We start from the raw sequence: 22,280 nt of genomic DNA, 5'->3' as shown, positions 1-22,280 counted from the left end.
TTTCGACCAGCACAAACGGCCCAGTTGGGACTTCGGGGCTCGACAAGATGGGACTGCGGGAGCAAGGCAACCCTCGCCTCCTTACTTTCAGCCGGGCATTGACCAGGCGTTTCGCGGGGCAGCCTTAGGCGGTCCCAACCTCTGGCGGCGAAATCGCCCGAAAGTCCCACAATCCCAACCGTCCGCCCGAAAATCCCAGCTTCCGCAGTGCGCGGCACGTCGACCGGCCCGCCCCGGCATGAGTGGGCTTTACGATCACCCCATCGGAGCAAACATTCGCCGGAAGGCGGTCAGGACACCTGGCCGACCTGGCGGAACAAGGAGGGGCTGGATGAGTACTGTGCACTGCGCCGCCTGGCGGGGAGTGGCCCAGTGAGTCGACTCGTCCTGCCCCCCGGCATGTTTCCCGCCCCCACCGGAGATGGGAAAACCGCGGTGTTCCCCAAGTCCGGGATCCCCGCGGACCTGCAGCCCGCCCCCACCGGGGCCGGCGACGATCCCACCGAAGTGATCGAGGCCCTGCGCTGCCTGGCCGGTGTACAAGTGTGGCCCGCCGCGGACACCAGCCCCGCCCCGGCCGCGACCGAGCCGCCCCCGCCAGCCGATCCGGACCCGGCGCCGGTCACCGCTCCCGTCGAGCCGGCACCGCAGCGCACTCCCGAGCCGTACTTCGAGATCGTCGCCGGGACCACCAGGTACCTGTACTCCACCGACGTCGAGGGCGGGACCGTGGCGACCACCGCCGACGGGCAGCTGCTGGCCCGCACGGACGAGCAGGGCAAACCGATCCTGGACGTCGACGGCAACGACGAACTGATCTGGGTCGACGCCGACGGCTACGAAGTCCCGCCCGAAGAGCCGAACGCCACGAAGCCCAAGGGCAAGAGCAAGGGCGAGGGCCGGCTGTCTCGCCTGTTCCACCTGGCCGGAACCCGCGGGCACTCCGACACCGACGACACGCCGGCCATCACCTACTACGACGAGCACGGCGTCCCCATCAGTGACTTCGACGTCACCCCGCCCGGGGCGCCGCCGGTGTCCAACACCAGGCAGCGAGGAAAGCGCCTGGTCTACGCCGCCGGGGCAGTGATGGCTCTGACCACCGTGACCGGTCTGCTGATGGGCATCGTCGTCGGCACCTCACGCATCCCCGCAGAAGGCGCGATCAGCCCCGAAGAGGCGGCTGCCTACAACCTCTCGACGTTCCCCGTCGACTCGGCGTCCGCGTTCGCGACCCGCTACCTGGAGACCTGCTTGACGCACGGCGACAGCGTGCAGCTGCAGCAACGGCAGGCACGACTGGAGTCGATGTCCGCCGGCACCGCGCCACGCGACTGCGGATGGCAGAACGACGGAGCGGAACAGGTCGTCGATTCGGTGATGTTCAACGGCTACGCCGACCCGGTACCCGGCTACGGGACCGGAGAAGCCGCCCACCTCGGCTTCGATGTGGTCCTCGACGGGGAACCGTTCGCGGTGAGCGTCCCAGTCTGGGTCGGCCCCACCGAGGGCGGCGGCATGGCCATGCAGGTGGTCGGAGCCATCGGCATGTCGCCGACCATCCCGGTGGCGCAGGCCCCGCTACCCGAGCAGCCCCGCAACGTTGACCAAGAGCTGGGCAGCGAACTGTCCAGCACCGTCATCGAGCCGTTCCTGACAGCGTGGGCCTCCAGCGACACCCGCCAGATGAACCTACTCATGGCGCGAGACGCCACCACGAACGTCCGCAACGGCCTCGGCGGGGCCCTGACCCAGCCGGACATCCGCACCGTCGTCGCCAAGCCCAACAAGTCGGTCAACACCGGCGAGACGGTGGTCTACGTCGACGGTGACTACGTGTTCGTCGACGTGACGGCCTCCTGGACCGTCACCGCCTCGGAAGCCACTCAGCAGGCCGGCTACCGGATGTCGCTGGTGCGCGAGGCTGACCGGTGGCTGGTGTACGACATCCAAAACGGGGTCATCGACACCTCCGGCAGCAACGTCGGACGCTCCAGCAGCTCGGGCAGACCCAGCGGCGCCAGCGGCAGCTCCGGCAACACCACCCGCAGTGGCGGGAACTCGACTTCCGGCGGCACGACCGGCGGAGACAGCGGCGGACTCGGGTCGGTGGACGACCTGCAGTCCGGCGACGGCACCTCACCCGGGGCGTCGGGAACCAGCTCGCCGGGCACTCCCTGACCGGCTGACTGAACACTCGCGGCTCCACCCAGGAGCCGTCCACCACTGCAAAGGAGCACCCAATGTCCCTCGTAGACATCCTGGCGAACCCCGACATGGCTCAGAACATCACCTACCTCGCCCAGCAGGCGCCGGCCCCCACCGACGGCGGCGGCGGCGGTGGCGGCGGACAGGGAGCGGAGGGCTTCTACGGTGTGCTGCGCCAGATCGGCGAGTTCGTCCGCAACGCCGGCCTGCTCATCCTGGCGATCTGCGTCGTGCTCGTCGGCATTGTCGTCGGCTGGAAGGCCGTGACCAGCAAGGAAGGCGGCGGCATCCGAGAGGCCCTGTCGTCGCTGTCCGGGCTGCTGATCGCCGGCCTGATCATCGGTGGCGGCGCCACGCTCGTCGGCTTCGCCATGCAGTTCGGTGGCGAGCTCGGTTAGTGACCTGGCCGCGGCAGAGCGTCACTATCTGCCGCAGCAATCAGCGCAGGACGCACGACGGAAAGGCCAGGCGAGATGAACGCACCGTACGCCACGGACTACACCGCGATCGTGCATCACCGGCGCCGGATGGCGACCGCCAACGACATTGATATGTCAGGCCTGCCCGGCGGGGGACTGGACTTGCCCGCGGCCGGATGGGGCGTGGCGGCCACCGCGGTAGTTGGGACACCCATCGTGCTCGGGTGGATGGCGCTGGTGCCGGTCTCGGCGTGGTTCTCGGCGCCGATCCTTCTGTGCATATGGGTGGCGGTGTACTGGGTCGCACAGCGTGACACCGAAGGCCGAGAGACCTTCATGCAGCGGATACAGCTGCTGGTCGTGCGGATCGCGAAGCAGCCCAAGCAGATCGCCGGCATGGCGGAGGACCGGGAGCCGACCCACTTCGCCTGGGTGGCGATCGTGGCCCGCCCCGCAGGAGCCAAAGGGCCAGCGCTGCCGGTGCGGCAGTACGAGCACTACGGCTTCACCGCGGACGCCCCGATCGAACCGGTCCAGGGCCGGATGTGGCCGGCCGCCTACGAGTCGATCGAGCAGTGGCAGCGACGGGTGTGGTGGGAATCCGGCGGAGAGCTACTGGACGAGATGTACGGACCTGAGGAGAGATAGTCATGTCGTTCCCCCTGCTCATTCTCGGCTTCGTCGCCGTCTTCGTGATCGGTGTCGTGCTGGTCGTCAAGGTGATCGCGCCGTGGCGGCATAAGCGAGGCAAGACCGTCGCCCCCAAGGGCTCATCCGTAGAGCACGACGGAGAGAGCACCGAGGAGATGATCAACCGCCTGGTCGATCAGCGCAAGACCCGCAAGCAGGAGAAACGCCTCAACTACTCCTACGCCGAGGACGACCCGTTCTTCTTCATCTCCGGCGGCGAGGTCTGGGTCGGGATCGTCCCCGAGTCGACCCAGGACTCCTTCCGCACGGCCAGTGAGCAGGTCGCCATCGTCGGCCACCTCAACGACCTCTACGCCGGCATCTTGCGGTTCATGCAGCAGCTGGGGGAGAAGGGCTTCACCGAGGTTCGCTGCCACGAGACCGTCCGATTCCAGCCGGCGAATGTCGCCCGCTGGGAGAAGCAGTACAGCGAGCAGGCGTGGAACCCGTCAGCCCTGTTCAGCGACCTGGTGAGCAGCGGAGTGGCGCCACACATCGCCGATTCCACCCCGGAGCGGCGACGCATGATCATGGTGCGCATCGGCGTGATCAAGGGACAGACCACGGTCGATCCGCTGTCTGCGCTGATGAACGACGGCATCGCCGACGAGCACTACGAAGCCCACGAACTGGCGTTCATCCGTAACCGCGCCCGGCAGTTCTACGACCGCATGTCCCAGTACGGGGCCCTGCCGATGGACCGGGCCGACCTGTCGTGGCTGGTACGCAAGACCGTGTCGGGGCACTTCCAGCCCGAAGCCGAGATCGGCTACTCGGCAACCCGCCCGTGGCGTGCCTCATGGTTCGACCGGTGGGCCGTACTGACGGGCCGGGTACTGCCCGACGCCGTTGAGGTGCTCGAGCCGGACCCGGCCAACGGGATCCCGCGGCGGTCGTACATCACCACCCTGACGGTGTCGAACGTTCCCGACGCCCACATGGAGTTCGGCGAATCTTCCGCCTGGGGCAAGGTGCTTCGAGACCTGCCCTACCCGGTCGAGGTGTCCTGGCGGTTCGCGCTGATGAGCGAGAAGGCGTGGCAGAAGTTCGCGAAGAAGAAGATCGAGGACCTGCGCGACGAGGCCGCCAACCGCAATCAGGCAGCCAACAACCCTGCCGACGCCCCCACCGGTGACCTTAAGTTCGACCGCACCTGGGATGCCGCCGAAGAGCTGCACGCCAAACTGCAACTCGAGCCCGAGCCGGTGATGATCGGACAGCTGCGTCTGGTCGTGGCCGCACCGACCCTGAACGCACTGTCCGATGCGGTGCGCGAGGTCAAGAACGCAGTCAGCACCATGACCCTGGAGCGCAAGCGCGGCGTTCAGCTGGCGCTGCTCGAGGAGCAGCTCCCCGGCCAGGTCAACGTCGAACGAATCGGCAAGAAGTACCTGTCCAAGCGGGCCGGCGGTCTCGACATCGGTGAACGCTGGTCGAGCCTGCAAGCTCTCGCCCTGCCCCGCCTGGATTCCACCCCGACAGTCGGCGACCGCGCCGAGTTCATCGGCGGCATGACCAAGGGCTGGCTGGGACACATGATCGGCTACAGCGCAGAGAACGGCGCCATCGTGCACTTCGACCCGCACGTGGCCATCGCCCGAAACAACGCCGGCGGTGTCGCCATCATCGGCGCCTCCGGATCCGGTAAGTCGTCGCTGGCCCTGATGCTGTTCTTCTGGCTATCGGAGTCCGGGGTGCAGACAGTCGTGGCAGACCCGAAGAACGACTTCGAGGCGTTCTGCCATTACATCGCCTTCGGCGACCAGGTGTCCGACCCGCAATTTGAGGAAGAGACCCAGGCCGTCGACTCCCCACTCGGCGGCCCGAACTCCAAGTTCACCGTCGTCAACCGCGACTTCTGGGACAACACCGACCTCATCGACCTGTGGCGAGGCAACGCCGGAATGCTCGATCCGTTCGTCCTGTGCGACGACGTGCGGCGGGGAGCGTCCCTGGCCCGAGAGGTTCTGCAGCAGCTGATCGTGGACCCGGCGGAGCGCAAGATCGTCGAGCGAGCACTGCAGCAGCTGCAGTCCGACTACGACCGGGCTGCCGCCGACGGGGTGGACTTCCCCATCGGTATGCGCCGCATCGCCGAGTACATCGGCGATGAGATCGAGAACCTCAACAGCGAGTTCCTCGGGCCTGATCAGGTCAAGGGCATGGCCGCCACCGAGCGACTGTCGATCGGGGACCGCATCAAGGATCTGCAGGCGGTCGCCGACCGGCTCAACCGTGCCGCCGAAGAGGACTACTCGAAACTGCTGTTCAGCACCGGTGACGAGGCCGGTGACGGCCGTCTGCGCACCCTGGATAAGCGGAGAACCGTGATCACCCTGCGCGGTGTCGAGCCGCCCAAGAAGGACGACCCGAACGAGTGGTCACCGCGGGAACGCAACGCCTCCGCGGCACTGTTCACCGCCCTCTACCGGATCTCCGATGTACTGCAGTCGGTGCGGCAGGTGGTCAAGCCGAACGGCCCGGCCGACGCCCCGCCGCAACGCCGCCCCCGCGCTCTGTTCGTGGACGAGGGCTACATGATCACCCGCATCCCCGCCGGCCGCGACCTGATTCAGGTTGCGCTGCGGCAGGGCCGCTCGTTCAACTTCGTGGTGGTGTTCATCTCGCAGCAGGCCTCGGACATCGCGGCGCTGCAGTCCAACACCGGTGAGGGAGACGAGGTGTCCACCAACCAGTTCCCGACGATCTTCGCGTTCTGGCAGGACTCCGACGCCGAAGCGATGGCCGCCCTGCGGCTGCTGCGCGGATCAGTCGCCGACGAAGACCCCGCGGTAGTGCGAGACCTGGCACGGAGACTGACCAAGGCCGAGGGGATCCTCGGCACCGGGCGCTGCGTGATGAAGGACGTCGACGGCCGGGTCGGCCCGATCCACACCGACATGCTCTTCAACGAGCTGTGGGCGGCGGTGGAGACCAACCCGAACGTGCGCTCCACCGTGCAGAACCGCCCCATCAGCCCGCAGGGCAAGGACTGGACCACCGACCCCTCCACCCGCGACATGCTCCGCACCGGCGTCGTCCGGGGCGTCCTCGCAGAGCACCGGGCCACAACCTCGGCCGTGTTCGAGATGGACGACTGGGACGACTACCTGGAAGCAGAACTCGCCTAACCGCATAGTCGCCCGCCGCAGAGTCCGGTGAGCGCTGCGCGGCATGCCCACATGGGACGATCTTCCCTATCGGAACAAACTGAGCCCCAGGGAGCGTCGAGCGTGGACTCCTGCGGGCGACGAGGAGGCACCACGTGGCCCGTACTGCTGCGGCCCTGATCGCCGGACCGGACCGCGCCCTGGCGTGGGTGGACCGGCACGCCCGGGCGATCTACCAGGCAATCCTGGCCGTCGGGGTTGCGGCGGTGCTGCTGTGGCACGCCCACGCTGTCGCCGGCACCGCGGGCCTGGTCGTGTTCGGTGTCGTGGCAGTCGCCATCGCCGGAACCGTCGTCGGCTACCGCACCGCGCCCCAGTTGACCGGCACGATCGCCTCCACCGTTGCGGCGACCAGCTTGGTGATGATCACCGCCACCGCGATGAACCCGGTGTGGATGCTCATCGGCGTCGACGAGCTCGCCCTGGTCTACCCGGCGGTGTTCCTCGCGGTGTCGGCGTGCGCCTGGCTCATGCCGTCCACGGGCGTGCACCGAGGATGGACAGCCACAGTCGGCCACAGCGTCATGCTGGCCACCCTGCCCTCGGCGGTGTGGTCCACCGGAACGAGCTGGCGCGGTGTCGTCGTCCTGGTCGGCATGGTGGCGGCCCTGACGGCGGTGGGGCTGCGGATCCGCAAGGTCGCACCGGAGGCCCGGCCGCGCGGGTGGCGCCGCGCGCTGCGAGCGGCGGCGGTGAGCCTCGTCGTCGGACTCATGGGACTGTCCCTGGCGCTGGTCAACCCCGGCACCGCCAACGGAAACGCGTTCACCAGGGCCGTCGGCGGAATGATGGACGACGTCACCTGTTCAATGTCGGCCCCGAACCTGTCCAACGAGCCGATCGGGACGGGTCCGGAGAACATGATCTCCAACATCAACTTCGGAGGTGCCGAGAAGCCCGGCCTGCCCGCGAATGAGCAACCCCCGCGGTACGCCGACGTGGCCACCAACTTCACCAAAGCGAGCAGCGCGACAAACTTCTCTCTCGAGGACTACACGCTGTACGAGATCGCCGGTCTACGCGGACTCAAATGGGTGAACTGGCAGAAAGACAACATGGGCGACTCCATGTGCAGCTTCCCCCAATGGGTGTCGGTGATGACCGGCAACATGCTGTTCAAGGTCACCGTCTACGGGCTGCAAACCACCCTGGCGTTCAAGGAATGGTCGCAGGTAGCGAACCCTCTAGAGATGCTGTACGACCGGGCCAACCCCCTGGTCGCCGAAGTGTTCTCGATGTTCTTCCTGCCCATGGCCGGCGTCATGTTCATGGTCGCCGGCCTGGCCATCGGCATCAGGGCCACCCGCGGCAACGAGGGACTGCGCCAAGGCCTCGGCGACGTCGCCGGATCACTGCTGGTGTGTGTCCTGGCGGGGTTCACCTACATGGGCGTCGCGGCAGCCAGCTGGGACAACCCCAACAGCAACGGCTTCTACATGACGGCCGAGTTCCTCGACACCACGGCCGGAGGGCTCAACAACGCCTTCGCTGAGGCGGTGTTCTCGATGGTCGACACCAACGAGGTGTCCATGTGCCAGCGGCCCACCTCCGCAGGCTCCGACGTCTCCCCGGTGGCGCCGGGGCAGCGGATCACCTCCTGCATCCTCGCCGAGTCCTTGGCGTACAAGCCATGGGCGATCGGACAGTTCGGGCTGGCCGGAGCAAACCCGATCCCGACCGCTACCGAAGCGACCAGGTTCTCCGACCCCCGAGTCGACGCAGAACCCGCCATGGACCAGGGCAGCGGCGGAAGCGAAGAAGCCGGACTGCCCTGCTACAACAACGTCCCCGACTTCAACGGCATCGGCTGTGGCGACATGCGGTCGTACCTGATCGCCCAGGCGGGAGGCCCCAGCATCGCGGCCAGGATGCAGGCATGCCTGGACGACGCCGGCGTCGACACCGGTGACGACGAGGTTGACTACGAGGTTCTCGCCCGCTGCGAGCCGTACCACGCGGTCGCCTCCGACCTGTACTACCAGGCCGAAAACGGCGGCGGCATGTACCCGAGCGAGGCCACCGACATCGTCGCCGCCTACCGCGGCCAGGGCTCTTTCCCCCACGTGGCGCAGGCCTTCTCGTCGATCATCGGTGTCGTCGTCACCGGAATCGGGCTGGGCAGCATGGGCGTGATCACCCTGATGTGGCACGCCTGGCTGTGGGCCCTGTTCGTCATGGGCCTGTTCCAGCTGCTGTGGGCGGTATACCCCGGCAAGGCGAAGGTCGCGCAGGAGTGGCTCGCGAACGTGCTGTCGACGTTCGCGCAACGGGTCCTGTACGGCTTCGCCATGACGCTGATGATCTGGGTCATCTCCATCGTGTTCGCGATGCAGATCAACACCGGCATCAAGATCCTGTGGACCATCTTGGTGCTGGTCGCCACGTGGATGCTGATCCAGAAGATCCAGAACTCGGCCGCAGACAAGGCCCCCAACGTGGCCCGCTACGGGCGGATCGCTGGCGCGGCGCCCGCGGCAGTGGTGGGCTACGCCGGCTACAAGGCCGGGTCCAAGGCCGGTGGGGCGGCGATGGGTGCCGCCGGATCGGCTGCCAGTTCGGTGGCTCGAAGCGGAGCGCGCGCGGGACGAGCAGCAACCATCGGCGGTGCGAAGGCGACCGGCCGCGCGGGCAGCTGGGCGGCGAGTCAGGGCCGGCAGGGCGCGGAGTGGGCGGCCCGCCCCGCTGTCGACAAGGCGACCGCGAAAACCGAAGCGGCACGCGCACGTATCAGTGACGGCACGGCGAGCGTGGGCGATAAGGCGCGGGTGGCCGCGGCAGGAACGGTCTCCGGCGCTCGAGAAGTCGGCGCAGTAACCGCCTACGGGGCTCGGCGCGCCGGGCATGGCATCACCAAGGTCACCGGCTCCGCTCGTGACGCGATGAGCATGTCGGCCCGCGACCAGATGCGGGGCATGAAGGGCGGCAACGATGCCGCGTTCCAGGCTGGCCGGGCCGACCGCGACGCAGAGAAGGACCTGGAGAAGCAGCGGCGGCAGGCCCGGGCGGCCGCTCGGGAGCAGATCCGCGCCGAGCGGGTCGCACGGCAAGCCCAGCGGGACGGGTTCAAGCATCAGGAGAGAACTGCTCGCCAGTTCGGATTGACCGGCCCAGTCAACAGGCCTCCCAGGGGCAACCAGTGACCATCACCGGCCCGAAGGCCTGGCTGACGCAACGACGTGAGGACCAACGATGACCAGTGACGACATGGTGGACCAGCCGGGCAATCCGACTGCTGGTGGTGAGGCTGGCCCCGGCAACGGTGTGGCCTCGGCGCCGCAGGCGCCCGTGTGGGCCAACGACGCCGCGAGCGTGGACATCCTGCTCGATGAGGACGACCCCCACGCGTCGGTCATGGAGCTGCTCGTCGGAGACCTGGAGGGCCGGCTGGGCACGGTGTACGTCGGGTTGGGCCCGATGGAAGTGCGGGCACTGCTGCGCCAGCTCGAGGACGTGCAGCTGGCGCAGCAGATCGCCGAGTGGGAGGCCGAAGGTAACGACATCGAGGACTTCCCCCTGGACGGGCGCCGAGGCGACTACGACGGATACGACGACGAAGACGACGACGGGAGCAACGCTGTCCCCGTCAACAGGGTGGGGCGCCTGACGGACCCGCTGGCGGTGAAGACCTGGATGGGCCAGGACTACCGCCTGTTCGGGATCCCGGTCCAGTTCCTGCTGGTCGGGATGGCCGTCGTCGTCGGCGTGATCATGGCCATCGCCGGGGTGATCCTGTGAGTGCCCGCTGCGGCGGCACCAGATCGCTGCTCGCCCTACCCGCGGTCCGGTGGCTCATCTGGGGCGCCCTGATCGTCCTGCTCGCCGGGTGGGAACCAGGCACGGAGCAAGTGCGGCACCTGCTGACGGCCGCGTCCCTGGTGATGATCGCGGCCCTGCTGTTGGACGTGGTCATGACGACGGTGATCGCTGCCGGTGGGCGCGCGAAGCACAACCTGGCAGATCGACGGAACCGGACCCATCAACCAGGGGCGACAACGGGAAGGGCGCGGCGATGAGGCGGCAAGCAGCATTGGTGGCCGCGACGGGCGCCGCAGTGATCGCGCTCGCCGGCTGCTCCGGTGGCGGCGCAGGCGATGAGGCCGAGGTCGGGACGACCACGGCGCAGCTGCAGACGTCGACGCAGGCTGCGCAGCCGTCCCCGGGCATGGACGGCACTCCCTTGCCTGAGCCGACACCGGTTCCGGGAGACGACCGCGAGGCCGTCGAGCTGGCGGTGGAGAAGTTCACGATCAACTGGGCGTGCTACCGCACCTTCGCGCAACAGCCGCAGCGGGAGTGGTTCGACTCGTGGTCTGGCTTGGCGACCGAGGAGTTCGTGCAGCAGCAGCGGATCGCGTTCACCGACTCCTGGTCGTGGGCGTGGAACACCGAGACCCAGGCGATCGGGTGCCAGCGGCGCGGAGACATGCAGGTCGCGGAGGTCAACGAGTCGACGTCCATCGCCCGAATCACGGTCGAGCGGCACCTGTATCACGCTGACGCGCGAGCGGACGAGGGCCGGGTGGAGAGCAAGACCTACGACGTAGCTGTCGAAACCGACGGGCGCCGAGTCCCGCTCGTGCTGGGAGCCCGGGAAGCCGACGCCAAGGCGCCGTTCCCTCCTCGTCTTTCTTCACTGTCCCCCTGAGGGGCTGACCGCGAAAGGTAGTAACTGGTGACTCGCCCCGGACGCCCCACACCCGGACCCGACCGTCGCGGTCGAGCGTCGGGTGCGGCGGCGTCGGCCGGGAGGAAGCAGGCGAAGCGGGCAGCGGAGGGTGCCGTCGCGGTATCGACCGGAGGTGTCGGCAAGGCCGCCTTGGCGCTGCTGCCGAGCCCGCTGGACTCCCCGGACGAGAAGGCCAAGAAGAAGCGCCGGCGCCGCATCATCTACGCGGCGATCGCGGCCTTCCTGGTCGCCCTGACCTTCGTGGCGTTCACCATCGTCAACGTCGTGTCCTCGGCCGTGCTCGGCGGAATCATCAGCTCCACCGCCCCGTTCAATGCAGGTCAGTGCGTTGAGGCGAACGCCCGTGGAGGCGGGGCCGACGCGCCGCGCCCCACCCGCGGCAACGGGCAGATGGGTTACCCGGTGGATCCCGACATCCCGGAGACATCACCGTTCGGGCCCCGCTGGGGATCCGTCCACGACGGGCTGGACTTCGGCGGACCCATCGGCACCCCCATCTACGCCGTGGCTGACGGCGTGGTGAAGGAATCCGGCCCGGCCTCGGGATACGGCAACTGGATCATCATCGAGCACGAGATCGACGGGGAGATCGTCGACAGTCTGTACGGGCACATGCAGTCGGATGGGCTGCACGTCCAGGCTGGCGACCAGGTTGAGGCCGGACAGCACATTGCCGACATCGGCAACGAAGGCTTCTCCACCGGGGCCCACCTGCACTTCGGCGTGTACCCGGGAGGGTGGGCCCAGGGGGCGGGAGTGGACCCGAAACCGTGGCTCGACCGGCTACGCGAGCAGGCCCCCGAACCGGAAGACCGGGACGATGAAGACGAGGGCTCCGAGACCAGGTCGCGGCAGGTGGCGAACCGTCAAGACCGTGGCGACGGCCAGCCCGCCGGCACCGTCACGGCCGCGGACTGGGACAAACTCGCGCAGTGCGAGTCGGGAGGCAACTGGTCAATCGACACCGGCAACGGGTACTCAGGCGGGCTACAGTTCGCCCTCGAGACCTGGACGGCGTTCGGTGGCACCGAGTACGCCCCCACGGCCGGTCAGGCGACCCGCGAACAGCAGATGGAGGTCGCCAACAAGGTTCTCGCCGAGCAGGGCTGGTCAGCGTGGCCTGCCTGCACCAGCGGAACCTACCCGGAACTGCGGGAGCTCAAGCCAGCACCGCCGGGCACCTTCGTGAGCGGCAGCGACGACGATAACCGTGGCCGTGAACTGCCCCCAACCCCTGCCGAGGTCGGGTCAGAGGACCAGCTCCAGGTAGACGCGGTACGCGGCATGCGCACGGTGGTCGCGCAGTTCCCAGAGGTCAAGACCATCGGCGGCTGGCGATCGAACGGCGGCGGCAGCACCGACCACCCTTCAGGCCGAGCCATTGACGCCATGGTTCCCATGGACAGCGGAGGCCGTGAGCTCGGTGACCGCATCGCTGACTACTTCATCGAGCACGCCGAGGACCTCAACGTCGTGTCGGTGATCTGGCAGCAGCGCTACTGGGAGGGCGGCCAGTGGTCTGACATGGCAGACGAGGGTGACCCGACGCAGAACCACATGGACCACGTCCACGTGTCGTTCCAAGGCAACGGCGCCCCCAACGCAGACACCAGCTACGAGTCGTTGGGGGACGGCCCAGAACGATCCGAGGACCGGAGTTCGGCGCGGCTCAGCGGCAGCGACGATGAGCTCCTGTCGATGGATCTGACCCCCGAGCAGCAGATCACCATCAAGGCGATCATCGTCAAGGCCAAGGAGTCGGATCTGGACAACCAGGCGCAGGCCGCAGTCCTGGCCGTGATGCTGTCCGGCCACCAGGCCAACTTCATCAACATGGACGCCGACGACAACGTCAACAAGGTCGGCATCTTCGCGCAGGCCCCGTTCGCGGGAACCTCGCAGCAGCAGCTGATGGACCCGATGCGGGCCGCGAAGACGTTCATGGACCGGCTCGAGGAGGTCGCAGCAGATCGGCCGGGATGGGCGGACGAGCCCGGCCAGGACGTCCTGATCGAGATGTACCCGGAGCGGGCCGCTCTGGAGCAGGAGCTCGAGCGGTGGGAGCCGCTGGCCGCGGGCATCGTCGATGAACTGTGGGACGACGAGAACGCGCAGGCCGGGCGCCGCCTGGAGCGACTGCCGAAGGAGCAGGCCGGCTGCGCAGTGGGTGCCGGGCAGGCGCTGAACGACGGGGCGGTGCCGCCCGAGTTCGTGAAGTGGATCGAGCTCGGTGCTCAGGTCTGCGATGCCATCGACGCGCCGTTGCTGGCGGCGCAGCTGGACGCCGAATCCGGTTTTAATCCCAGGGCTGAGAGCTGGGTCGGAGCGCAGGGCCCGGCCCAGTTCATGCCCTACACCTGGCCGCAGTGGGGCAGCCCCCGAGACGAGAACGGCAAGCCGACAGGGCCGGTGGGTACGGGCGACCCGTTCAAGATCAGTGACGCGGTCATGGCCCAAGCGGACTTCATGTGCGCACTCAGTGACCAGATCAGCGGGTGGATCGACGACGGCAGCGTCAAGGGCGACCTGATGGAGCTGACGATCGCTGCCTACAACGCCGGCCCCGGCGCAGTGCAGAACGCGGGAGGCATGCCCTCCGGCGGCGACTACACGACCCAGACCCAGCCGTACGTCGCGAAAATCATGGCCGGCCGGGAGAAGTTCGCGGGCACGGGCCAGGCAGGCTCGGGCAGGTCCAAGAAGCCCTCCGGCAGTCGTGCCGCCAGCCGCGGCGACATCGGGGCGATGGCACTGGAAGCCGCCCGCAAGTACGAGGGGGTGCCGTACGTGTGGGGAGGCAAGACCCCGGCCGGGCTCGATTGCAGCGGCCTCATTTCGATCGCGTTCCGCGACATCGGTTACATCGTTCCCCACGGCACAAAGGCGCAGCTAGAAGTCGGTCAAGAAGTTCCCGTGGACGAGGCCAGACCCGGTGACGTGGTGTTCTCCCGCTTCGAGGGCAACGGCCCCGAACACGTGGCGTTCGTCGCCGAGCCCGGGGTGTCCTACTACGAGGCGCAGATGGACGGAGTCCCCGTCGGAGAGTTCCAACGGTGGGCCGACGACTCCGTCGTGATGCGCTTCACCGCTGACGACCTCGAGCCCGCCCCCGAGGCCGCCTAGCGCACCACGGCGGCAACAACGAGGGAGACGATTGCCCGCATGAACCAGAAGAGCAGAATCAGCCTCCTCGGCGCGGTGGCGGCGGCGCTGGCACTTGCCGGGTGCGGCAGCCCCGACGAGCCCGAGGCGCCCCCATCGGCCCCGATCCTGTCCTCCAGTGGCCCGACGAGCTCACCCCAGCCACAGTGGCCGAGCCGCGAACCTGGCGCCGACCTGCCAGACGCGGCGAGCTCCGACGTGGACGACACCGACCCGGAGCAAGTCGCGTTGGAGACCATCCGCATCATTCACACCCGCGACACCACCGTCGAACCCCGATCTGGGGACTCGTTCGCCCGGGCCGCGGACCTGATGACCGGCAAGCTGCGCGACGCACTGATCGTCGACAGCAGCTCGGCACGTCCGTCCATGCAGTGGTCCGAATGGCTGGAGCGAGACGCGACGATCGCCGCAGAGGCGCACATCATGGTCGAGGAGCACCCGGAGGATGAGCCCGACAGGTGGCGTCGCGCCGTCGAGGTCGACGAATACGTCACCGCCGGGAACGGCTCGAAGATCGGCCAGTTCCGAGTGGTGCACTATCTCGATGTCCGCAAGGTGGACGGTGTGTGGCGCGTTGACGACATCCAGTTCGGTGAGCGACTTCCCGTCCGCCGCTGACACCTCGGCCCCAGGTCACGCCCACACCACACCGGCATAGGCGCCGCTTAAGGTGATCGCCATGACTACACCGGACATCCTCAGCACCCGCGGGGACAGCGCACGCGGGGACAAGCTCGCCGACGTCGCTGGCTCACTGCGCGGGATCCTGAGCGACCGCGATCGCTACGAACGCCTGCAGTCCATCCTCTACGGGGTGCTGTTCGTGGCGATCGCTGCGGTTGTCGCCATGGTGGTTCTGGTCGCGACGGGGCACTCCCTGGCCGCTGCTTGGGTCGGCGGCGGAGCTCTGCTGATCGCGGTAGTCGCTCGGTTCTACACGGCGACCCGGGGCGCGTCGGTCCTGCTCGGATCGGCGGCGGGCGCGGCGATCGCCACTACCGCGGTGGCGTTCCAGATCGACGTCACCTGGCTGGAGGCCCTCATCGCGGTCGCCGCGATTGGGGTGACTCTGACGCCGATCAACCGGCGCCGCACCCGCTTGCCGGTCGTTCCGGTCATGGCTGCCGGCCAGTGGACCACGGTCGCGCTGATGTTCTTGACGCAGTGGATCACGTTCGCGCCCCCGGTCCTGGCGCTGGTGCTGTGCTCTGTGCTGGCGTGGGCCGTCGCTGACCGTGCCGCGGACCAGCGGGTGATGCAAGCGAAGTCCCGGTCGCAGATCCAGACGGCGGCCATGCCCGTCGAGTCGATGTCTCTGGGGGTGCGCATCCCGCCGCCGATGTCGGTGCGCAACATCGAGGTCGGTATCGAAGCGGAGCAGGCGACGGCTGAGGAATTGTCCAAGCTGGGGGCGGAGTACATCGTCCTGCACTCCCGTCGCATCCCCGCCTCGAACGCCGACCTGGACCACATCGTGATCGGCCCACACGGGGTGGCGCTGGTGGACTCCAAGTACAGGACCGGGGAAATGACCTACCGGGAGTTGGATTTCGAGACCGTCGACGATTCCGTGGTGCCGTCGACGGATCCGACTCAGGTGCCTTTGCAGGAGGCGGCGGTGAAGGCGGCGGAGGCGGCTGACGATGCCGCGCCGCCGGACCATCCGGATGAGGCACTGTCTCCTGCGGCCCTGGAGGCCCGTCAGAGGGCCTACGAGGTGTTCCGTGTCTCCGAGTTCGCGGGCAAGCCCACGAGGGTCGGAGAGTGGTATCTCAACGGCTTCCCGGCCAGTGCCGCCCTGGCATCGTCGACGTCGTGGGAGGCGAGCCAGATCGAGAAGGCACTCAAGATGCCGGAGGGGACGACGATTCCGGTGCTGCTGTCGATCTACGGTGCGCGGATGGATCGGGAGTCGGCCACGATCCCGCTGTTCGACAAGGTCGGGCTGCACGAGCGTGACGCGATCGTGTGCCATGTTCGTGCTATCGCGGAGGAGATCCGTCAGCTGCCTCGGATCATCGCCGATCAAACGAAGATCGACGACCTGGCGGTTGTCGTCGACGACCTGTTCCCGCAGGCGTAGGGGCAGAGAATGGTCGAAGGCCCCGCACCAGTCTGGTGCGGGGCCTTCGTTGTGCGCAGATCAGTTCGGTGTCAGCCGAGAGCCCAGTGAGGCGCCGGCTGGGCGGCGACTGCCTGCGGGCTGGTCGTCGCCGCGTTGATCACACGGCCACCGGGCCGGGAGTCGACCGGCGTCGGCAGCTTGGGTATGTCGGAGGCAGCGGCGGCGTTGGCGATCACGGCGACACCGAGGCCAATTAGGAGCGGCCACAGGGTGCTGAGCTCGCCGGCGCCGGCGGGGTGGGCCAGCACTAGGAGGTACGAGGCCGCTGCCGTGATCGCCACCCCGAGGAGGGAGACCGCGGTGTTCTTCCGTCCGACGAGGCCGAGCGCCCCCATCGTGATGACACCGGCGATCACCATCGCGACGATGGTGAGGAGTGAGCTGAACATGGCGCGTCCTTTCTGATCTGCACTTGCTGCACCAGTATGCGCCCTGTGTATGCCGCTGTGAACCGGGTAAGGATAACCCTTACCCGAAACCCCTCTACCAGTGTTGATGCTGCAGAACTACCGGCGTTCGGTAAAGAGCGACAGCAGCATCATCATGCCGGTCGGGTCCGAGATCGCTGCCTTGGATGGGTCCCCGTCCTGACCGGGCGCCGGCCTGATCAACGACTGGAACTGCTGGTCGTCCCCGGCCTTCTCTGCCGAGCGGCGTAGCTCGCGCAAGCGCTGCCTGGCTGCGCCGGAGCGCCGCCGTCGGTTGGCTCGTCGGCTGGCGTACCCCGGCGGGGTCTGCTGCTTGTTGGAGAACGGCTTCGGCTCGGGATTGCCTTCTTCCGCCGCGGCTTGCCTGGCTCGCGCCTCGGCCCAGGAGGGGGAATCGACTTCTGGAGCCGGGGCGTTCGCATCGTCCTGGTTGGCCAGCTCGGGGGAGAGGTGAGGGCGTTCGCCGTTCTGGGCGTCGATGTAGTCGTTGAACACGTCCTCGAGGGGTTGCGGGGCGGTGGGGGTCGTGAAGTCCGCTGTCGCGTTGACGGCGGCACGTGCTTTGCTGCGCTCGGCGTCGGTCATGGCCGCCCAGGCGTTCGGGCCGTTGCTCTCGGCCGCTTGGAAGCGGGCCGCGGCGAGTTCTGCGCGGCGGGCGGCGTCGGCGTGGCGGTCACGCCAGGTGGCCCACACGTCGGGCTGTGAGCCGTTGACGTCCATCCGCACCTTGTAGCGAGCCATGTCCGCGCGGGCCTCGCCGAGTTCAAGCCACGCCTCTCGGGAGGCTGGCGAGCAGGAGGTGAGGTCAACTTCTGGCATGAGCTTCTGCTGCCGCAGTCGCTCGGCGTGAAGGAGTCGGCCGGTGGCCAGATCGCGGGATAGGTGGCGCAGGGCGGGGTCGTTGGGGTCCGCGGCGGCGACGGCGTCGATCTCGGCCTCGAGCTCCTTCTGCCGGGTGGGGGAGCTGTTGAGCTCGTTGTGGGCCAGGAGCAGTTGGTCGTCGTTGGCTTCCCGGTCTTTCACTGCGCGCTCGTAGGCGCGGGTGTTGGGGGAGGCGGCGGCGAGCCTCGCTTCTATACGGCGACGCGTGGCGACCAGGGCGGTGAGCTTTGTGCGCGTGTGCTTGGGGCAGCGCGGGCCGGGTTGGGCGCGGCACATACGTGTGGGGATCCTCTCGCCGACAAGGAGGGTGGCGGCCTCATTGTCGGGCATGCCCGTGCCGGCATTTTGCCGCAAATATGCGTGAGGCCCGAGCGTTGCTCGGGCCTCTCCACTTATCGGAAACAAACTGCCGGGGTTGCCTCGCAGCAACAGTCAGGCAGACGTGACGGTAGGAGTGCGAACCGCCACGATTGCAGGGTTCGGCTGAGCCGAACGTCACCATGGGCGACACAGATGACTATATGCCCTCCACACTGATTTTGCACGGACTGGCAGTGCGAGATTTGCTCACTGCTCGAGTTCGGGAGCGAGCTGAGCAGCGGGAATCCAGTCTGCTCCGAAGACGGCGGCAACCTGAGACAATGCTGACACGTCTCCATCTGTGCTGGTAGTGGACGCAATTAGCCGCGAGAGCATGATCAATCCGGCCTTTTCTTCGATCGTGCCGACCCCCGCGACGAGTGACCATTCGCACACCTGAAAATTGCGGTGACTGCGGCCCATTATTTGCTCTGCACGCAGTCCGCTGTACGACGCCTGGTGCATGAACCCTCGCCGCGGTGTGGACGTCGCGCGTGTGCCGTCCTCGAACTGCTCGCTCGCCTGCAGATTGATCGCCGTCGGAGTGTTGAACACAACCACCTTGGCCTCACCCCGCTGAAACCGCATCCGCTCCGCCTCGGCCTCCGGGTTGGAGCCATAGATGCGGGCCACGGAGACGCCGTGCTCCTCAAGCATCTCGGCGACCGGGTGCGCGGCGGTGGAGACCATTTCGGTAGCCACGAGCACCTGGAAGCCACGCTCCAGTTCGGCACGCACGGCATCGACCGTGTGCTCTACCCGGATCATCGACGCCTTCTGCCGCAATCTCACGATCGCTGCCAGCCCGCGGGCCACGTTGTTGCCTGAACGGGCCAGCTTCATCTCTCGCTGGAAGTCTCCCCACTCGAGCTCGTAGGCACGCCACTGGTCAGGCGTGAGGTCGATCAAGTCCACATCGAACGGCGCCGGCCCCCAGGGGGCCGCCCTGGTGAGCATGAGCGGCGGATCGTGCCGCGTCAGGGTGTCGCGCACCGAGCTGATCGCGTCCTGCTGGACCTGCAGGGATCGCTTCGCCTCCGGTGCCCAAGTCCACCTGCCGTAGGAGAGCTCCAGGGGCACTCCGAGGGAGGCGAGCTTCTTGCCGAACTCGGCCCATTCCGCCGGCGGATCCCCGTGAACCTGCGCATATAACGACGATAGAAATCCGAGCTCACCAGGGTGATGTCCCGGCGTGGCGGTGATTGTCAGAACGAAGGGCGCCTTCTCCGGTGGTGCATCCATCCGGGTCAAGCGACGCATGTAGCCGGTGCGCTTGGAGTCGTGACGAAACTGGTGAGCCTCGTCGATAACGGCCAGGTCAAAAGCCACTTTTGGTCTGCCATTGCGGCCGATGAGCTTGCCGAGACTGTCGGAGGACATGATCACCCACCGCAGGTCGTCGTCGCCCAGGGCCGCGATGGTGCGCCGCCATGACGGGATCGTGATCCGCGCGGGCCGATCCACAGTCACGAGCACCGTCTTGGCTCCCCGCATATGAGCGATCACCTTCATGGCCGCCACCGCGACGAGCGTCTTACCCGTGCCGACCTGGTTGCCAAGATGGCATTGACGCAGCCCGCGCGCCGCGACGTCGGCGATCGCTCGAACGTCGTCTCTCTGCTCGGGCCGCAACTGCATCGGGGACGAAGTCGCCCCAGGGCCCTTCGCGCCGTTGAGCTCGTCCTCCATCCACCGCAGATACGAGTACGGCTTGCTGGCGTAGGGAGCCAGCCTCTCCGGCAGCGACACGCCCACGTAAGCATGCGCGGTCAGCGCTTTGTAGTAGGTGACCCCAGCCGGTTTCCCGCCGTCCAGTCCCCCCCAGGGCAGCTCCAGCAGCCACACGCGCTGACCGGGCGGGATCGTCGGCAGCGCAGGCTTCGTCGTGGTCGACTTCTTCTTCGCCGGGGCGCTGCGCCGAGTCGAGCGGCGTATCCGGGTGGCCATCAGCTGGCGGCGCCCTGCGCCGCTTGGAGGCGAGAGTCGGCCTTGAGCATCATCTGCGTGTTCAGGTGCATGGCCAGGGTGAGTGCGGCATCACGAGCGGGTCGAGACTGGTCGGTGACCGGCTGCTCGGCCACGGCCCGCAAGAGTGCGGCGGTAGCGCGCGGACCGGCAGGGCTGGCGGCCAGGATCAGTCGCGCATTGGACTTCTGGACCGCCCCGCAGATCACGCCGCCAGACTCGTTGGTGATGAAAGTGCGCGGGGACTGGGAGACCTGCCAGCGGCCCTGGGTTCCCCTGTCTGCGCAGGTGTCGAGCATGTCGGCGACGGCGGTGAGGAACGCTGCGATGCTCTCGTCGGTGTAATCGGCGGCGGTGTCCACGATGTGCTCCTGGTCAGGTCCGTTGGTTGGGCCTCACCCTAAGTGCGGGCCGTGCCGCCGCCGCTCACGGGATGGGCGTGCACGCCACGGTGGTCGCCGAGGGTGCGGAGTCATCGACCGCCTGGCAGGCCCACGCGGTGGCGAACCGCTCAGCGAGTGCGGACTGGGTCTTGTCGATGGCATCGGTGTGGGCGTTGTCGCGCTTGGCGGCCAGTTCGTGCGACGTGCCCAGCACCGCGGCCCCGAGGAGGGCGCAGCACACGGCCGCGGCCGGAGCGACGAATACGTCGCGGAGCCGCACTGCTCGCTCCAGGGTGGGAATGGTGCGGTGAGCTGGAGAGCTGAGCACCGCCAGGGCGACGCCGAGGATGAGTGTGAGGACGATTCCGATGCCGGCCAGGATCAACCACAGGGGCGATACGGCGGCTGCGGTGGCCTGGTCGGTGGGGATGGTGGTGACGACAGAGGTGGGGTGGGTTCGCATGATGGCCTCGCTTTACGGGCCCGCCGAAGCGGACGTCGGGCAAGACGGAATAGGTGGGGTGGGTTCCGTGTGCGACGACCCTAACGCGCACCTACGACAAGTGGGGGAACCCGTTTGACCTGCGAAAAGTGCCTAGCTGTCGGGCGGGATTGCCGCGTAAATCGGGTTGGATCGGGCGGCCTCACGGGTGGCCACCCCGGACGCTTCCAGGTACTTCTGGGTGCTGGCCATGGAGCTGTGCCCGAGCAGCGCCATCAGCGCGTGCACCGGGACACCACTTTCCGCGAGCTGGATGGCGAAGGTGTGGCGCAGGCGGTGGGTGTTGGCCCCAGGCGTGGGCGTGATGCCGGCGCGGGCGTAGGCCCGCTTGACGCGGTATTGGATCGTGCCGCGGGTGATGCGCTGTCCGTCTGAGCCGACGAACAGGGGCTGTTCCGGGTCGAACCGTCGCCACGGGTTGCGCTTCTTGCGCCTCCCGTCCGGGACCGTGTCGGGGAGCCTCTTGGCCCTGCTGATGAGGTACTTCTCCAGGATTCGAGTCAGCTCCGGTTCGGCCGTGACGTGCCGGTACTTGGACCCCTTACCGAGCAGTTGGACCGTCATGGCGCCGGGCTCGTCGTGGCGGGGAGTGAAATCTCCGATGTTCAGGCTGATCATGTCGCCCGTACGTAGGCCCATCAGCAGGCCGGACAGGACGAGCGCGAGGTCGCGTTCGCGCCAAGTGTGGGGGTCGTCCTCGTTGGGCATCGCCAGCTGCGTGAGCAAGCGGAAGACATCCGGGCCCTCGATCGACTTCGGAGGAGGGGGAGGGGCGCCAGAGCTGCGCTTACGCACGGCCCGCATCGGGTTGGCCGGCAGGTAATCCTGGTTGACCATGAACTCGCACAATCCATTCCACGTCGACCAGGCTCGCTGGCGTGAGGACGCGGGCCGGTCCTTGAACTGGGAGCCGAACGCCGCCCACAGCACCGTCTTGTCGCGGAGGTGCTCGACGGTCAGATCGCCAGGTTCAATACCGAGATTGCGGGCGATGAGTCCGCGCAGATTCACGTAGTCGTTGCGGTAGGCCTTCGCGGTGGCCTCTGAGACGTCCGACTTGTAGGCCATGTATTCGTCGAACGCCGAATCAAGCGGAAGCGGTGCATCGTCGACGCGAGTCGAGTCCACGTCGGTATCCGGCGTGCGTGACATGCGGCTCCTCGAGGCGACCTACGGATTCTCAGATAACCGTAACCGGTGGACCCGCCGAGTGGCCCGGGCGTCGGGGCTCAGGCGACGGCGGCGTGGAAGCCGGCAACGCGGAGCGGCAACCGCGGCGGCGCGTAGTGCTCACGG

General features: G+C 67.7%; 17 protein-coding genes. 11 read left to right on the top strand and 6 right to left on the bottom strand.

Annotated elements, in window-relative coordinates; all coding sequences use genetic code 11:
• Positions 1-372: 372 nt before the first annotated feature.
• The 11 genes from C3V38_RS17035 to C3V38_RS16985 all read left to right on the top strand — a co-directional run bounded on the left by C3V38_RS17035 (position 373) and on the right by C3V38_RS16985 (position 16,422).
• Complete coding sequence (locus C3V38_RS17035; RefSeq protein ID WP_129591248.1) at positions 373-2,181, top strand: conjugal transfer protein; 1,809 nt, start codon at positions 373-375, stop codon at positions 2,179-2,181.
• 62 nt (positions 2,182-2,243) lie between these two features.
• On the top strand, positions 2,244-2,606 hold the full coding sequence (locus C3V38_RS17030) for a hypothetical protein (RefSeq protein WP_106386879.1): 363 nt from the start codon (positions 2,244-2,246) through the stop codon (positions 2,604-2,606).
• Between the two features lie 75 nt (positions 2,607-2,681).
• Entirely contained in the window at positions 2,682-3,275 is a 594-nt protein-coding gene (locus tag C3V38_RS17025; protein ID WP_106386878.1) for a hypothetical protein, read from the top strand.
• 2 nt (positions 3,276-3,277) lie between these two features.
• Positions 3,278-6,448, top strand: coding sequence for an ATP-binding protein (locus C3V38_RS17020; RefSeq protein WP_106386877.1), 3,171 nt, complete (start codon positions 3,278-3,280; stop codon positions 6,446-6,448).
• Between the two features lie 134 nt (positions 6,449-6,582).
• A complete protein-coding gene (locus C3V38_RS17015) occupies positions 6,583-9,627 on the top strand; it encodes a hypothetical protein (protein WP_106386876.1) in 3,045 nt (1,014 codons plus the stop codon).
• Positions 9,628-9,676: 49 nt separating this feature from the next.
• Entirely contained in the window at positions 9,677-10,222 is a 546-nt protein-coding gene (locus tag C3V38_RS17460; RefSeq protein WP_129591247.1) for a hypothetical protein, read from the top strand.
• A complete protein-coding gene (locus C3V38_RS17005) occupies positions 10,219-10,500 on the top strand; it encodes a hypothetical protein (protein WP_106386874.1) in 282 nt (93 codons plus the stop codon). The genes C3V38_RS17460 and C3V38_RS17005 overlap by 4 nt, the downstream gene beginning before the upstream one ends.
• The gene (locus C3V38_RS17000) at positions 10,497-11,132 is read left to right on the top strand and encodes a hypothetical protein (protein ID WP_129591246.1); all 636 of its coding nucleotides are present in this window, start codon (positions 10,497-10,499) and stop codon (positions 11,130-11,132) included. The genes C3V38_RS17005 and C3V38_RS17000 overlap by 4 nt, the downstream gene beginning before the upstream one ends.
• A 27-nt stretch (positions 11,133-11,159) precedes the next feature.
• Positions 11,160-14,297 carry a transglycosylase family protein gene (locus tag C3V38_RS18250; RefSeq protein ID WP_129591245.1) on the top strand — a complete coding sequence of 1,046 codons (3,138 nt, stop codon included), beginning with the start codon at positions 11,160-11,162 and terminating at the stop codon, positions 14,295-14,297.
• A gap of 39 nt (positions 14,298-14,336) precedes the next feature.
• Positions 14,337-14,957: a hypothetical protein gene (locus C3V38_RS16990; protein ID WP_106386871.1), complete on the top strand. Its 621-nt coding sequence runs from the start codon at positions 14,337-14,339 to the stop codon at positions 14,955-14,957.
• 61 nt (positions 14,958-15,018) lie between these two features.
• On the top strand, positions 15,019-16,422 hold the full coding sequence (locus tag C3V38_RS16985) for a nuclease-related domain-containing protein (RefSeq protein WP_106386870.1): 1,404 nt from the start codon (positions 15,019-15,021) through the stop codon (positions 16,420-16,422).
• A 71-nt stretch (positions 16,423-16,493) separates the two neighbouring features.
• Here C3V38_RS16985 and C3V38_RS16980 read toward each other — a convergent pair whose 3' ends face one another.
• From C3V38_RS16980 to C3V38_RS16955, 6 genes are all read right to left on the bottom strand, one after another.
• A complete protein-coding gene (locus C3V38_RS16980) occupies positions 16,494-16,853 on the bottom strand; it encodes a hypothetical protein (RefSeq protein WP_106386869.1) in 360 nt (119 codons plus the stop codon).
• A 117-nt stretch (positions 16,854-16,970) separates the two neighbouring features.
• Positions 16,971-18,104 (bottom strand): hypothetical protein, encoded by a 1,134-nt coding sequence (locus tag C3V38_RS16975; RefSeq protein ID WP_129591244.1) that lies wholly within the window; start codon positions 18,102-18,104, stop codon positions 16,971-16,973.
• A 237-nt stretch (positions 18,105-18,341) separates the two neighbouring features.
• On the bottom strand, positions 18,342-20,081 hold the full coding sequence (locus C3V38_RS16970; protein WP_106386867.1) for a DEAD/DEAH box helicase: 1,740 nt from the start codon (positions 20,079-20,081) through the stop codon (positions 18,342-18,344).
• A complete protein-coding gene (locus C3V38_RS16965; protein WP_106386866.1) occupies positions 20,081-20,461 on the bottom strand; it encodes a hypothetical protein in 381 nt (126 codons plus the stop codon). Before C3V38_RS16965 ends, C3V38_RS16970 begins: the two co-directional genes overlap by 1 nt.
• Before the next feature lie 64 nt (positions 20,462-20,525).
• Complete coding sequence (locus tag C3V38_RS16960) at positions 20,526-20,945, bottom strand: hypothetical protein (RefSeq protein WP_106386865.1); 420 nt, start codon at positions 20,943-20,945, stop codon at positions 20,526-20,528.
• A gap of 132 nt (positions 20,946-21,077) precedes the next feature.
• The gene (locus C3V38_RS16955; RefSeq protein ID WP_106386864.1) at positions 21,078-22,136 is read right to left on the bottom strand and encodes a tyrosine-type recombinase/integrase; all 1,059 of its coding nucleotides are present in this window, start codon (positions 22,134-22,136) and stop codon (positions 21,078-21,080) included.
• Positions 22,137-22,280 lie beyond the last annotated feature (144 nt).

This window comes from Dietzia sp. oral taxon 368, assembly GCF_002999155.1.
GTDB classification, from domain to species: domain Bacteria; phylum Actinomycetota; class Actinomycetes; order Mycobacteriales; family Mycobacteriaceae; genus Dietzia; species Dietzia cinnamea.
The sequence above is the reverse complement of the archived record's forward strand: the minus strand, read 5'-3'. Positions and strand labels throughout refer to the sequence as shown.

What these genes read in the sequence shown, in the direction of transcription:
- C3V38_RS17030 (WP_106386879.1), top strand. Translation starts at nt 2,244, where the DNA reads ATGTCCCTCGTAGACATCCTGGCGAACCCCGACATGGCTCAGAACATC.
- C3V38_RS17025 (WP_106386878.1), top strand. Translation starts at nt 2,682, where the DNA reads ATGAACGCACCGTACGCCACGGACTACACCGCGATCGTGCATCACCGG.
- C3V38_RS17020 (WP_106386877.1), top strand. Translation starts at nt 3,278, where the DNA reads ATGTCGTTCCCCCTGCTCATTCTCGGCTTCGTCGCCGTCTTCGTGATC.
- C3V38_RS17460 (WP_129591247.1), top strand. Translation starts at nt 9,677, where the DNA reads ATGACCAGTGACGACATGGTGGACCAGCCGGGCAATCCGACTGCTGGT.
- C3V38_RS17000 (WP_129591246.1), top strand. Translation starts at nt 10,497, where the DNA reads ATGAGGCGGCAAGCAGCATTGGTGGCCGCGACGGGCGCCGCAGTGATC.
- C3V38_RS16990 (WP_106386871.1), top strand. Translation starts at nt 14,337, where the DNA reads ATGAACCAGAAGAGCAGAATCAGCCTCCTCGGCGCGGTGGCGGCGGCG.
- C3V38_RS16985 (WP_106386870.1), top strand. Translation starts at nt 15,019, where the DNA reads ATGACTACACCGGACATCCTCAGCACCCGCGGGGACAGCGCACGCGGG.
- C3V38_RS16980 (WP_106386869.1), bottom strand. Translation starts at nt 16,853, where the DNA reads ATGTTCAGCTCACTCCTCACCATCGTCGCGATGGTGATCGCCGGTGTC.
- C3V38_RS16975 (WP_129591244.1), bottom strand. Translation starts at nt 18,104, where the DNA reads ATGCCCGACAATGAGGCCGCCACCCTCCTTGTCGGCGAGAGGATCCCC.
- C3V38_RS16970 (WP_106386867.1), bottom strand. Translation starts at nt 20,081, where the DNA reads ATGGCCACCCGGATACGCCGCTCGACTCGGCGCAGCGCCCCGGCGAAG.
- C3V38_RS16960 (WP_106386865.1), bottom strand. Translation starts at nt 20,945, where the DNA reads ATGCGAACCCACCCCACCTCTGTCGTCACCACCATCCCCACCGACCAG.
- C3V38_RS16955 (WP_106386864.1), bottom strand. Translation starts at nt 22,136, where the DNA reads ATGTCACGCACGCCGGATACCGACGTGGACTCGACTCGCGTCGACGAT.